Annotated in this window: 13 protein-coding genes; 7 read left to right on the forward strand and 6 right to left on the reverse strand. The window is 48.4% G+C overall.

Annotated features, from left to right (window positions below):
* The first annotated feature begins 108 nt into the window (after positions 1-108).
* Together AB1656_21145 and AB1656_21150 are read left to right on the forward strand one after the other, a co-directional pair.
* Positions 109-279 carry a hypothetical protein gene (locus AB1656_21145; protein MEW6237902.1) on the forward strand — a complete coding sequence of 57 codons (171 nt, stop codon included), beginning with the start codon at positions 109-111 and terminating at the stop codon, positions 277-279.
* 346 nt (positions 280-625) lie between these two features.
* Entirely contained in the window at positions 626-1300 is a 675-nt protein-coding gene (locus AB1656_21150; protein MEW6237903.1) for an HD domain-containing protein, read from the forward strand.
* Positions 1301-1511: 211 nt separating this feature from the next.
* Here the strand turns inward: AB1656_21150 and AB1656_21155 are convergent, their stop codons facing one another.
* The gene (locus AB1656_21155) at positions 1512-1961 is read right to left on the reverse strand and encodes a hypothetical protein (GenBank protein ID MEW6237904.1); all 450 of its coding nucleotides are present in this window, start codon (positions 1959-1961) and stop codon (positions 1512-1514) included.
* Between the two features lie 749 nt (positions 1962-2710).
* Here AB1656_21155 and AB1656_21160 point away from each other — a divergent pair.
* The 4 genes from AB1656_21160 to AB1656_21175 all read left to right on the forward strand — a co-directional run bounded on the left by AB1656_21160 (position 2711) and on the right by AB1656_21175 (position 8356).
* Positions 2711-3697, forward strand: a complete 987-nt coding sequence (locus tag AB1656_21160) for a DnaJ C-terminal domain-containing protein (GenBank protein ID MEW6237905.1) — start codon at positions 2711-2713, stop codon at positions 3695-3697.
* Positions 3698-3900: 203 nt separating this feature from the next.
* Positions 3901-6543 carry an ATP-dependent chaperone ClpB gene (gene clpB / locus AB1656_21165; GenBank protein MEW6237906.1) on the forward strand — a complete coding sequence of 881 codons (2643 nt, stop codon included), beginning with the start codon at positions 3901-3903 and terminating at the stop codon, positions 6541-6543.
* A gap of 170 nt (positions 6544-6713) precedes the next feature.
* Entirely contained in the window at positions 6714-7481 is a 768-nt protein-coding gene (locus AB1656_21170) for a hypothetical protein (GenBank protein MEW6237907.1), read from the forward strand.
* A 59-nt stretch (positions 7482-7540) separates the two neighbouring features.
* On the forward strand, positions 7541-8356 hold the full coding sequence (locus AB1656_21175; GenBank protein MEW6237908.1) for a hypothetical protein: 816 nt from the start codon (positions 7541-7543) through the stop codon (positions 8354-8356).
* Between the two features lie 79 nt (positions 8357-8435).
* Here AB1656_21175 and AB1656_21180 read toward each other — a convergent pair whose 3' ends face one another.
* The 5 genes from AB1656_21180 to AB1656_21200 form a co-directional block, all read right to left on the reverse strand.
* Entirely contained in the window at positions 8436-8591 is a 156-nt protein-coding gene (locus AB1656_21180) for a type II toxin-antitoxin system HicB family antitoxin (GenBank protein MEW6237909.1), read from the reverse strand.
* 9 nt (positions 8592-8600) lie between these two features.
* Positions 8601-8834 (reverse strand): type II toxin-antitoxin system HicB family antitoxin, encoded by a 234-nt coding sequence (locus AB1656_21185; protein MEW6237910.1) that lies wholly within the window; start codon positions 8832-8834, stop codon positions 8601-8603.
* Position 8835: 1 nt separating this feature from the next.
* Positions 8836-9951, reverse strand: coding sequence for a hypothetical protein (locus AB1656_21190; GenBank protein MEW6237911.1), 1116 nt, complete (start codon positions 9949-9951; stop codon positions 8836-8838).
* A 57-nt stretch (positions 9952-10008) separates the two neighbouring features.
* A complete protein-coding gene (locus tag AB1656_21195; protein MEW6237912.1) occupies positions 10009-11418 on the reverse strand; it encodes an FAD-binding oxidoreductase in 1410 nt (469 codons plus the stop codon).
* A 304-nt stretch (positions 11419-11722) separates the two neighbouring features.
* Positions 11723-12445 (reverse strand): hypothetical protein, encoded by a 723-nt coding sequence (locus tag AB1656_21200; GenBank protein ID MEW6237913.1) that lies wholly within the window; start codon positions 12443-12445, stop codon positions 11723-11725.
* A 560-nt stretch (positions 12446-13005) separates the two neighbouring features.
* On the opposite strand from AB1656_21200, the gene AB1656_21205 reads away from it, so the two are divergent.
* Positions 13006-13299 (forward strand): hypothetical protein, encoded by a 294-nt coding sequence (locus AB1656_21205; GenBank protein MEW6237914.1) that lies wholly within the window; start codon positions 13006-13008, stop codon positions 13297-13299.
* Positions 13300-13389: the final 90 nt, after the last annotated feature.

Raw genomic sequence — 13389 nt, forward strand, 5'->3', positions numbered from 1 at the left:
AAAAATGATTTTTTGATCACCTTTGAAACATTCGGTGGATTGATACGTATTATTAATAAAGGGGATCGGATTTAATAATCGATTTTCCGCCATTATTAGAGGATTGTTATGGAAATATTTCTTGAGGATTCGCTTGAAGATATCGGCATGGTTCAAGCTATTGAAGAAGGTTTGAAAACCCCAAAGGTCGATCAAGAAGAAGCGCTGTCCTGGATTGCGAGCCGGTTACAAAGTTTGAATTACGATTCTACTAACTCAAAGAGGCTCTTGCAAAATTAATAAAATCCGCTTTTAAATTCTCCCCCCAAGCTTGGGGGGAGTTAGAGGGGGGTTGATTATGTTAGACTTAAAGCAACCCCCTCCTAACCTCCCCCAAGCTTGGGGGAGGAATTATGGAGTTTTGCAAGAGGCTCACAAAGACTTAATAAATAGAATCTTGCAAATATATATAAAATTACAGCGAACATAGTATGAGTATTTTGTTAGAAATTTATGAATTTTTTGAATGACATTTCCTGGTTGGCGCGTTATATTCTCAACGTAAGCCATAAGTTAGGCGATAATAATTCATATTGATTCGAATGATGTTTTGAAAATGGATTCGCGTCCAAGAAAGAACGGTCGCATGAAAGGCAATCTGTTGGTCATCGATTCCAAAACCAGCGAAATGCGGTCACTATTGAGAAACGAAGCTTTTCAATGTATGACGAAATTCTTAAAGGATTCCGCCCATTCTATTCAAGTCGGTAAACTGGCGGTGCAACTCTTCGATAAATTATCCCTTTATCATGGCTATGGAGAAGAAGAGCGTTTTTATCTGGAATGCGGCGCTTATCTGCATGATATCGGCTTAGCGGTCGGCGATAAAAAACACCATAAACATTCCCTGCGCTTGATCCTGGACGGCAAGTTGCCTTCCTTCAATCAGCGGGATAAAAGAATCATCGCCAATATCGCTCGCTATCATCGCCGTTCGTCTCCCAAACCGAATCATCACGAATTCCTATTGCTTTCCCCTACGGATCGGGAAATCGTTAATAAAATGGCGGGAATATTGCGCGTCGCCGACGCCTTGGACCGTTCGCGGCGATTGGAAATCGACGAATTGACTTGCATCGTTCAAAATGGAGTTTGCCAAATCTATATCGATACTCCCCTTTCCATTGAGGGAGAAATCAAAGCTTTGGATAAGAAAAAAGACCTTTTTAACAAGGTCTTCGGCTTGGATGTCCGATTGACAGCTGTGGGTGAAACTCGGGAAATGGCTACATCCGAAGCTTCCCCTGGATCTTCAATATGACATAGATGCAGGCGGTAAGGAGCGTTAATCCAACCAATCGCAGCAAATTCCCGAAAGAATGAGGGTTATGTACGGCTTTGTCCGTCATAGGCGCGTCATCCTGTTTAGCAATGATCCCTTACCTGCTCCGCCGTTATTTCCCAGTATACTCGATTCGTTTATAAGAAAAACCATCCGTCTCGCTAAATAATCCCTTTTTTTCGGCTAACTTCTATTTCCCTTTTATCTTATATTTCAAAACCGGTTTGGGAATCGCTCCTTTTCCCTGAACCGGCTTTCGAGAGTTCGCGGGAGGATTGACGAGTATCCTGCTCTGAAAATCTCGCGGTTGGGGATTATAGAGCATGGTATAGCCGATCTTTGGATTGGTTTGCCGAATGTTGATGGGATACTTTTCCAACACCGGCGACTTGCCCATCATTCGATTCCATTCCGCCTCCGACTGCAATAATTCGATTTTTTTCATGGCGCTATCGAGAGTGAGCGGTTGGCAACGAAACATCTTCCTGCGAAGAGAATCGCAACGAGAATCGAAAACATCTAACGATAATGCAGGCTTTGGGGTTATCCATTCTTTTGCCACCCGGCAATCTTTCTTCATGATTTCATCCGGCGTCCCGCCAAGAAAAACGAGCATAAGAAACGCAGCGCTGATATTCATCGGTTCTATCCTCCCTTCAGAAAAACTATCTCATGGAAATTTTCTCCCTTTCCATATAACGATTTTTTAAGAGATTGGTTTTATATTATAAACTCATGTTACGCAGCCAGTACCGTCGCGCTATTGGAAAAATCGTTCAAGAGAGGCGAAAAGAATTGAATTTAGCGAAATTTCTTCTCCCAGCCTTGAAAGGCTATTGCCAGATGCCCCTTGAAAGGGGCATATGAAAATAGCCGTTTCAACGGCGGGTTTATGAAGGGATTCCTTTTTCGTGTTTTTCTTTTTCATTTCGCGTTTTCGTGATTCAAACGGCGAGAGTAAGAGATTCCTTTAATTACCCATTGCGCGTAACATGAGTTATAAAGTAAATACCTGTGCGCCAAATCGGCGCAGTAAAGGGGAAATCCTTTTTCTCTAATAAATATTTTTCGATTTTATATTTTTTAACCTGCTATTTGTAAGCATGTTACGCCGATATCGCTAATCCAAGAAAGAGTTAGCACGCCTTTTGCTTTTCTTCAAAATCAAGGTGAGAGCAGAAGCGCTAAAACTAATGGGTTGACAAGTATTCGAGGATGTATTCGAGCCGGATGATCGATCGCCATATCCTTTGCCGCCATGAAATTCGCGTATTAGTAAAAAAATACCGTCGCAAGGCGCCGCGAATTTCCGAAAACCCTTTATAATGTTTGATTGAATCACTCCTAAATTCTACCAAACGCGAAGAAAGCGGAGACGGCGGCAGGAGCATGGCGGTTAACTTTCGGGATTATTACAACATCCTAGGAATTCCTAGAAGCGCAACGCCAACGGAAGTGCAAAAAGCTTTCCGCCGGTTGGCTAGGGAATTTCATCCCGACGTGAATAAGTCGCCGGATGCGGAAGAAAAATTCAAGGAGATCAACGAAGCCAACGAAGTTCTGAAAGACCTGGAAAAACGGCGTAAATACGACGAACTCAACGAACAACGCAAACCGAAAAATCCGTTCAAGAGTTCCTTCGCCCAAAGCGATTTTTCCCAATTCCAAAAGAAAACCAATGGAAACGGGAAGACAAATGGCGCCCAAACCGGCCGCTTCAGCGAATTCTTCGAAAGCGTATTCGGGCAAAGTTCGCGGTTTTCCCGCAAGAAGAACGGTTCGGCGAAGATAAAACTCTTCGCCCGCGAAAAAAACGAAAACGATCTGGAAGCCGATATGGAGGTGGCATTGGAAGACCTCTATCACGGAAGAACGATCCAATTCGAAATTTACGTAAACCAAACCGGACGGCTAGGAAGGGAAAAAGTCGAGAAAAAATTGTATGACGTAAAGTTGCCCCCCGGCGCACGCGATGGAAGTTGCATCCGCCTGCGGGGACAAGGCGGCAAACGAAAAATCGGCAAAGTGAGGGGCGACCTTTATATCTCGTTGAAAGTAGCCGTCCATCCGCATCTGAAAGTTAAGGGATACGACGTGGAATCGGACATCCCCGTCACTCCTTACGAAGCGGCGTTAGGCGCCTGGATTCAAGTTCCGACGCTGGATGGATCGATGACCATCCGCCTGCCCGCAGGTTCCAGTTCGGGCAAAAGACAGCGCCTGATCGGCAAGGGATTGCCGATGAAGAATGGCATCCGGGCAGATCAATACGTCAACTTTATCATCGTCGTTCCTCCTGCTCTCACCGAAGCGGAAAGGCGGTTGTATCAGTCGTTGTCCCGCATTTCCAAACATAACCCAAGAGAATCGTTCTAGCGGCGCGTTCCCTTAAACCGCGTCCGCCTAATACTACTCACCTATGAAATATCGCTTTTCAAATTCCTCTCCCAAGATTGGGAGAGGTTAGGTGAGGGTTGATAGTATTTAGCTAATAATCCCTCACCCAAATCCTCTCCCAGAGGGCGAGGGGAATTATTAGCAACAAGAATTGGATGCCATTCCATCGCAGGAGGTGGATAATGGATTTGAATCGTTTTACCCAAAAATCGCAGGAAGCGTTGAGCGACGCGCAAAATTCGGCTATTCGCAGCGGACATGTCGAAGTGGACGTGGAACATTTGCTCTTAGCGCTGCTCGATCAGCCGGAGGGACTGATTCCGCGCCTGCTGACCAAGATGAACGCCCCTCTTTCCGCCATTCGTCACCAAATCGCCGCTGAATTGGAGCGGCGTCCTCGCATGAGCGGCGGAGCGACGGAAGCGGGGAAAATTTACGTCTCTGCGCGCCTCAATCAAGTCCTGCTCCGTTCTGAAGAAGAAGCCAAACGGCTGAAGGACGACTATATCAGCCTCGAACATCTGATGCTGGCCATTATTAACGAAGGGCCGACGTTCTTTTCCAGCCGAGTGCTTAACAGTTCCAATGTTTCCGCCAACCAATTTCTAAAGGCGTTGACGGAAGTGCGCGGCAATCAGCGCGTCGCCAGTCCCACGCCGGAAGCGGCCTATGACGCGCTGGAGCGTTACGGTCGCGATCTGGTGGCCGCTGCGTTGCAGGGCAAACTGGATCCCGTCATCGGACGCGACGGCGAGATTCGCCGCATCATCCGCATTCTGTCGCGCAAGACCAAAAACAATCCCGTGCTCATCGGCGAGCCGGGCGTAGGCAAGACGGCTATCGTCGAAGGGCTGGCGCACCGCATCGTACGCGGCGACGTTCCCGAAGGGCTGAAGAACAAGCGCATCTTCGCGCTGGATATGGGCGCGCTGGTGGCGGGCGCCAAGTATCGCGGCGAATTCGAGGAACGGCTCAAGGCCGTGTTGACCGAGATCAAGAAGAGCGAAGGGCGCATCCTGCTTTTCATCGACGAATTGCATACCATCGTCGGCGCAGGCAGGGTGGAAGGCGCGATGGACGCGGGCAACATGCTCAAGCCCATGCTGGCGCGCGGCGAACTGCACTGCATCGGCGCCACCACGCTGGACGAATACCGCAAGTACATCGAAAAAGACGCCGCCCTCGAGCGCCGCTTCCAGCCGGTGCTGGTGGAGCAGCCTACGGTGGAGGATTCCATCTCCATTCTGCGCGGCCTGCGCGAGCGCTTCGAAGTTCATCATGGAGTGAAGATACAAGACAACGCGCTCGTGGCGGCGGCCGTGCTTTCCCAACGCTATATCTCCGACCGCTTTCTGCCTGACAAGGCTATCGACCTCATCGACGAGGCCTGCGCCATGATCCGCACCGAGATAGACTCTATGCCCGCGGAACTGGATCAAAGCACGCGCCGCATCATGCAATTGGAGATCGAAGAACAGGCGCTGAGCAAGGAGAAAGACAAAGCCAGCCAAGAGCGGCTGCAAGCACTGCGCAAAGAACTGGCCGATCTGCGCGCCAAGACCGACAGCATGAAAGCGCAGTGGGAGGCGGAGAAAGAAAGCCTGCGCCAGATCGGCGCTCTGCGCAAGCAGATTGAAGACGCGCGTCATGAAATCGAACTCGCCGAGCGGGCGTACGATCTATCCAAAGCGGCGGAATTGCGGCACGGCAAACTGCCGACGCTGTTGAAGACTTTGGAGAAGGAAGAAGCGGCGCTGACGCGCAAACAGGGTGCAGCGAAATTCCTGCGCGAAGTGGTTACCGAAGAGGAGATCGCCGACATCGTTTCCCGCTGGACTGGCATCCCCGTCACCCGCCTGATGGAAGGGGAGCGGGAAAAACTGCTGCGGCTGGACGAGGTTCTGCATCGGCGCGTCATCGGCCAGGACGAGGCGGTGCAGGCGGTGGCCGACGCCGTCATCCGCGCCCGCGCCGGCATCAAAGACCCGCGCCGTCCCATCGGCTCCTTCATCTTTCTTGGCCCCACCGGCGTCGGCAAGACGGAACTGGCCAAAGCGCTGGCGCAGACGCTGTTCGATTCGGAAGAGAACATGGTGCGCATCGACATGTCGGAATACATGGAAAAGCACGCCGTCTCCCGCCTCATCGGAGCGCCTCCGGGATACGTGGGCTATGAGGAAGGCGGCCAGCTGACGGAAGCGGTGCGCCGCAAGCCCTACTGCGTCATCCTCTTCGACGAGTTCGAAAAAGCGCATCACGACGTGTTCAACGTGCTGCTGCAAATCATGGACGACGGACGCCTCACCGACGCGCAAGGGCGCACGGTCGATTTCAAGAACACCGTCGTCATCCTCACCTCCAACCTCGGCTCGCAATATCTGTTGGAAGGCGTAAGCGATTCCGGCGAGGTCGAAGAATCGGCGCGCAACGGCGTTTTGCAGGAACTGCGGCTGCACTGCCGCCCGGAATTTCTCAACCGCGTGGACGACATCGTCCTCTTCAAATCGCTGCGCCTGGAAGAGATCGAAAAGATCGTCGACCTGCTGCTGGAAGAACTGCGCAAGCGCCTCAAGGACCGCCGTATGACGTTGGAAGTAAGCCAAGCGGCCAAAGAACATCTAGCCCTCAGCGGCTACGACCCCGTCTACGGAGCGCGCCCGCTGCGAAGGCTATTGCAAAAAGAACTGGAAACCCGCCTAGGCCGCGCCCTAGTCTCCGGCGAAATCCTGGACGGAGCGAAGATTACAGTCGACTTGAAGAATGAGGAGTTGGCGATCGCGTTCGAAAATCCATCGCAGGAGAATGGTCTGGCGGGGGCGGCGTAGATTATTGTTTGCGATTATTTAAATCAAGGGAAAAATGAGATGGATGCGGTTGGAGGCGAACGCAAATTTTTTGATAAAGAATTCGATTTTCCGTATACAAATGAAATTAGTAGTAGTAATATAAAAATTGTATAAATAATTGTTTCTGAAATATAAAGGAGGATAATATCATGAAATTGTTTGGAATTTTATTCAGTTTCATTATTATGCTTCAGGGTTGCGCTACAACATTGGCATTGCATCCTCAACCATCAAATGACCAGAAAATTATTTATTTAAAAGGCGTAAGCAGCCTTGTCTCGAAAAAAAATAATACAGTAATTGTTAGTACTTCAGAGTCAACTCATATGTCTAATATCCGGCCCAAATTCATCATTGGCGTCTGCAATGACACAAAAGAGCCTTTCAATTTTTCCATCGAGGATAACATTACGGCTACGGTCAATGGTGAGGCGTGGAAAGTATACACATATGAAGAATTAGTGGAAGAAGTGAGGAGAGCGCAATCTGCGGCTTTAATTGGCGCAGCATTGTTTGGAATGGGGCGCTCTATGCAAGCATCGCAAGCTGGCTATCAATACCAATCAGGTTCATTCAATACTTCTTATTATAATACAAGTGGCTATAGTGGATATGGGTATGGTTCATATTCTGGATATACATACAATCCTGCCGCTGCTGCCCAAGCGCAAGCTGAAGCTAATGCTATAACAAGAGATGAGATCAATTATATCACAGAATCAACCAACCAAACTTTGAATTATATGGGTCAAAATATCCTTCAAAAAAATACGGTTTTTCCGGGTATGTTATACGGTGGTTATGTTCTCATATGCTTTACAAAAATTCCTAAAGATATAAATGATATTCATATTTGTGTAACCCTACTAAGTGAGGAACATGAATTTATTTACTCCGAATCCAAATGGAAGAAATAATAAAATGTAATTGAAATATTATTATCTTTATAACTTATTAATAGAAGAAGTAGAATTCGATGACAAGCCAGATATTAACTAATGATGAAATTAGAAACATATATGGAGCATTAAGTTCCGAACTTAATCGCTTGTCAATTCCGAACATTAGGAACACAGTACGCGCGGCAGGCTTTGACGTTACAAGAATTTCACATAAATCTGAAGATAAAGGAGGAATAGGCAGTCGAGCAGAAGTAATGCCTATAATTGATGAATTATTTGGCAAGTTACCAAATGATGACAAGATAAATGCACTTCGTATAATTGCAGAAAAATTGATTCATGAAAATTCCTCATTAGAGGAAAGAGTACAAAATATACTTGGAAAACATGGTTTTCAGTTTATTGATAATTCGTTTATTCCAATCGATTTATTGGATCAAAGAGAATCAAAATTTTTGCCTACTAATTCAGCATCTCATATAGCGCAGGCAACATCTCGATTGATAAATAGTGATTATAGTGGAGCCATTACTTCAGCCTGTGGCGCTGTAGATATTTTAATGCAAAAAATCTATAAGGAAAAGGAGTTAGGCGAACCTGGCAAAGTTGGTTTCCAGGCTAAAGTTAATACTTCTTTGAAGGAATTGCATATATTTGAATTACTAAGACAAGATTTTCAAGATATCGATATGACTGAAATGGACATAACATCATTAGTTGAAGAAATGAAGAAAGCAACTAATCATGCTGTACAATTTTTAGAAGTATTAAGACGGTCTATGGGTGATGTTCACGGTTCAAAACCTGCACTACGTCATACCGCTTATTATGCAATCAAGTTGGCTTCCGCTATTTGTGGACTTTTTGAGAATTCGTTAATAGAAAAGTAGGATGGGTTGCATTTTTTGACCCATCGGTCTTTATGGATATGATATTTGATGGGTCAAATGACGCGACCCATCCTACGATTTAACCTTCCATCATCAAAGCGTAAGCATCTTTTATATTCTCTTCCAAATCTTCCAAAGTCTCTCCTTGGCTGAAAATCCCCGGAATTTCTTTCAGTTTGCCGACATACCAGCCATCATCGATCCAATATTCGAGAGTAAAGTTTTTCAACTTCATTTTACCTTCTCACGCCGCGTTGATCGCCGCGTCGACGTCCACCTCGACGTATTCGCAATGCGTGGAGGGTTGGGGGATAGACTCGCCGTCTTCCTTGAGTCCCTCGAAATGAAACTCAAGGGCTTCTTTAAAGAGTTGGAGGGTTTCTTCGAAGGTTTTTCCGGTAGCCATGCAGCCGGGAACGTCCGGGCAATGAGCGCAATAATTCGATTTCATTTTCGCGACGATAACGGTGTATTTCATTTCAGTTTTCTTTTGGTTTAGTCTTCAACCGTCCAAGATACCATTCCACGTTTTTGCGCAGCGCCGGGGTTAAGTTCATGGAGCGCGCTTTGAGGAAGGCCTCCCGCGCCAGATCGAGGGAATGAGGATCGCCTTGGGAATAGAGTCCTACGCCTTCATTGTAAACCAAGACGGCGCTTTGAGGGTGCAGTTTCTCGGCGGCGCGGGAGAGTTCGACCAGCATTTCGTAATCTTTTTTCAAGTAATAAACGCCGCTGAGGCTGATGACGGTGGGTTCGGACGTATCCTGGACAGTCTTGGCGAAAAACTCTTCCGCAAAATCCAGCCAGCCGTAATGCTTGTAAAGGTCGAAGAGTTTTTGCTGGGCGGCGGGATCTTGGGGATTTTTCATGACGCTCTCTTGCAAGGGCGCCGCGCCGGATTGCCGCTCCAGATATTCTTTTAGCGCATCGATTTTTTTCTCTTTGGGATAATAGGCTTTAAGACGAAAGTAGTCGTCTTCCACTATGCCGTAATGCTTTAAATGGAATAGTGATTTTTCACGCAGAATTAGCGCGTTGATGAGATCGTTTCCTTTCAGTTTTTTTTCCAGAATTTTTTCCAATTCCGTCAACGCCGTCTCGTATTTTCGCCGCTTGATAAGATCCTCGACGTACTCGAATTTCTTGTCCAGCGGCATGTTATCCAGCAAATCGCCGATGGCGTCGCTGGCGCTTTCCGGCGGTTGCGAAGGATAGGCGGGATAAGACGGAGACGGCGGCGGGATTGCGCCTTTTTCGACTAACTTGTCGTAAGTTTTTTGAGGATCGCCCGCCGGGCCGATGTATTTGGAAAGATCGATCGGTTCCCTTCCCGCGCGCGCGCCGCCCAGTTCGGGGCGGGGGCGGCGGGCGCGGCTGCCGTCCTTTTGGATTTCGTCTTGGGTTTGGATAAAGCGCTTCATCAAATCGTTGCGCAGAAGATCGGCCAGCGAGTTTTTCTCCGAGGAAGAGTCAAGCAGGGGCGGGATGGGCGAGTCCTCTTGCGTTGCGGCGATAGGACTCATCAGCGCGAAGGAGAATAGAAGAAAAACAGCATAAGTGAGGATTAGAATAACTCGGATATCTATCCTGATCATCCTTTCATCCTTGCCATCCAATTTCAGTTTTTAATTATCATAATTCCAAAAAAGGCTTCAGACAACGATTTTTTCGGGATTGAGGATGTTATGCGGATCGAAGAGTCTTTTGATGTCCGTAATCAACTTCCGTTCGCATTCGCCCAATTCGAAGGAGATATAAGGCGCTTTGGCGATGCCGATGCCGTGCTCGCCGGAGATGCTGCCGCCCATGTCCACGACGGCGCGAAACAAATCCTTGACGGCGGCGATGACGCTGGGATCGTTCTCTAGGCGCGACATGAAATTGACATGGATGTTGCCGTCGCCCGCATGACCGAAGCAAAGAGTCATCACCCGATGGCGTTCGCTGATTTCATAGGCTTTTTGCATTAGAAGGGGATAGGCGGAGACGGGAACGCAAACGTCTTCGTTAGTCTTAAAAGGCGCCTTGGCATACATGGCCGGGCTGAGAGAGCGGCGGATGTCCCATAAGGCCTGGCGTTCCTCCTCCGTCTGGGCGGGGCGGATTTCACTAGCCCCTTGTTGGCGGCAGATATCCGCCAGAGCGCGGGCGTCTTGTCCAACCAGCAATTCGTCAAAGCCGTCGGTCTCCACTAGGAGCAGCGCCTCGGCGATGGGAATGCGGCGATCCTGGACGTATTCGTTGGCTGCCTCCAGGCATTGGCGGTCGATAAACTCCAAGGCGCAGGGCGTAACGCCGCTTTTCAGAATGGCTTGCACCGCCTGGGAGGAATCGTCGATGGAATCGAAGAGCGCCGCAAAGGCGGAATGGGCCGATGGATTGGGAATCAGCCTCACCGTCGCTTCCGTAATCACGGCCAGCGTGCCTTCGGAACCAATCAGCAGTTGCAGAAGGTTGTAGCCCACTACGTTCTTGCGCGCTTTGGTTCCCGCTTTCACGATTTCGCCGGTAGGCAGAACCGCCTGGATGGATTGAATCCAATCCTTCGTCGTACCGTATTTTACGCAATTGAGTCCCCCGGCGCATTCGGCCAGAGTTCCCCCCAAGGATGCGGTTTTGGCGCTGGAGGGATCGGGAGGATAGAAAAGGCCGCGCTTTTGAGCAGCGGCTTTCAAGACGCCCAGCGGAACGCCGGGCTGGGCGGTGAGCAGGCGGTTCTCTTCGTCCAGATTGAGGATTTTATCCATGCGTTCCATGGAGAGCAATACGCCGCCATGCGTCGCCAACGCACCTCCCGAAAGGCCGGTCCCGCCGCCGCGCGGATAAACGGGAACTTGGTATTCGCAGGCAGCGCGCAATAGAGCGGATATCTCCTCCGCATTTTCCGCCCATACCACCATTTGCGGAAGATACTCTTTTTTCGTAGCGTCATACGAGTAGGTGAGCAAATCGACGGGATCGGCGGACAGGCGCTCGGAGGGAAATAAGCCGCGCAGGATTTTAATAAAGGCTTTATCCAAAGGCTTGTTGGAATGGTCTGGCTTGTTATTGTTCAACATCATTAAATATCCGGTAGAATCGCAACGCAACGAGATGCTGACGCCCTGCTTCATTCGGCATGAACTATCATTATTCAATGGACTTAACTATCGCCGTTTTCGATGGCGATTCAAGGGTGAACTATTGCAAGAACGGGCGTCTCTTGAATTTCGATGGGAACATAACGTAGGATGGGTCGCGTTGTTTGACCCATTGATCGCTCAAAGAAAAAAAAACAAGGGCGGAGAGATTCCCCGCCCTTAGTTGGTTGAATGCGTAGAACAATTCGATGCGGCGCGTTGCTTGCGCGCATGATCGTTCGATAAGTTATTGCTGCCGTCTCGGCGCGCCGCCACCCATAGCGGCAGCCGCTTTGTCAAATTCTTCCTGAATTTTCGCCGTTTGCTCTTTTAAGGCTTTCGCTTCATCGGTGGAAAGAAGGGCTATTACTTTTCCATCATACTCTTTGGTGATTTCTTCCCGTTTTTTTGCGAATTCCTCTTGTTGTTTTTGCCGATCTTCCTGGGAAAGTTGTTGGCCAGGTTGCCTGGCTGGACGCGCTTCTTGCAGGGTTTTTACGTATTCCGCCGCCAGGGGTTGCAGTTTGGCGCGTTTTTCCTTTTCCAAATAGAGAAGCCGCAACGCCCGCAGGTTGGCCAAAGGTTGGATCATGCGCATTTCCATTACGGGTTCGACGGTTTTCATTTCGTCGGCGGAGAGAAGTTTGCCGAGGCTTTCTTTCTTCGCCTTCGCGCTTTCGTCCCGTATCTCCTGGAACATAGTCCGGCGTTCTTCGCCGGATACGCCTTCCAGTTTCGGCATCCATTTATCGCTGAGTTCTTTTATGGCTTTTCCGTAAGCCTCGGCGACTTTCTCGGCGTTTGCTTTATCGAGTAAAAGATAATCGCAGATAAAGTTTCCTTCGTCGGGATTGAATAAGAATCGTCCGAAACCCCGTCCCTGGCCTGGAGCCGGTTGCGCCAAAACAGACCCGGCGACGAAACTAACGGCAAGTAAAACCAATCCTAATCGATACGCCCATTGCTTCATCTCTTTCTCCCTTTCTTCCTCGTTATGATGGATTGTCATTTCGCAATTTATTTTTCTTCGCAACGCAATAAGCCTATATTAAAAACATATTCGAAGGGATGGCGTTTCGTAGAAAATGAATTGCGTTTATGCGCCAATAAAATTAGTCAGAAGAAAAGAGAAAAAGGTTCGTTCGAAGAGAAAAAAAGTCGAGGATTTTAGTCTTTCACTAAAAAATTATGGATTGCTGATATTAGCATAAGTCTTGACTAACGTGCATATTACAATATGCTTTTCTCAAGAAATGAACAAGAGAATCTGCGTGTATCTTACAAAACCTTTGCACACAAGCGATTCCGAAAAAAAAACTCCTTCACCCATCGGCTTGCTCCCGCCGTTAAAACGGCGGATTATTAAAATTTGCCCCTTTTAAAGGGGCATTTTAAAATAGCCTTTCAAGGCTATCAATTATACGCAAAAATTTTACGAAGAATGTCGGGATGATCAAAGGCTTCCTGGATTAATGATCCATGGAGTGAAGCGGCGTTAAAAATCGTCAAGACCTGAACCAATCCTCTCATTTGGATGGTAAGCCCGATGGGATCGTTTTTCCGCCCAAGCCAGCCGCCGATTATCTTCTGGTGGATTTGATTATGCCTCAAATCAACGGCGAACGCGTCATTCAATATTGCCGCGAACTCTGGCGCGACGCCGTCCGCATCGTCGTCATCACGGGCAAGGACCTCAGCCCAAAGGAAATCCGCGAGTTCGAAAGCAAAGGCGCGACAGTCATCCTAAAAAGCGATGAACGCAACCAAGGCATCATCAAATCCCTCGACGCCGTCTTTTCTCTCCCCGCATCCCAAAAATTGTAGAATCTTTTTCCACTCTTGATCCCCTTGCGTCTCATGATAGGGTAGTCGTATCCATAGGGTGGTCTTAAAGCAAAGCGCAGCCCGCCATTA

This window comes from Candidatus Omnitrophota bacterium (genome assembly GCA_040755155.1).
Classification (GTDB): Bacteria; Hinthialibacterota; Hinthialibacteria; order Hinthialibacterales; family Hinthialibacteraceae; genus JBFMBP01.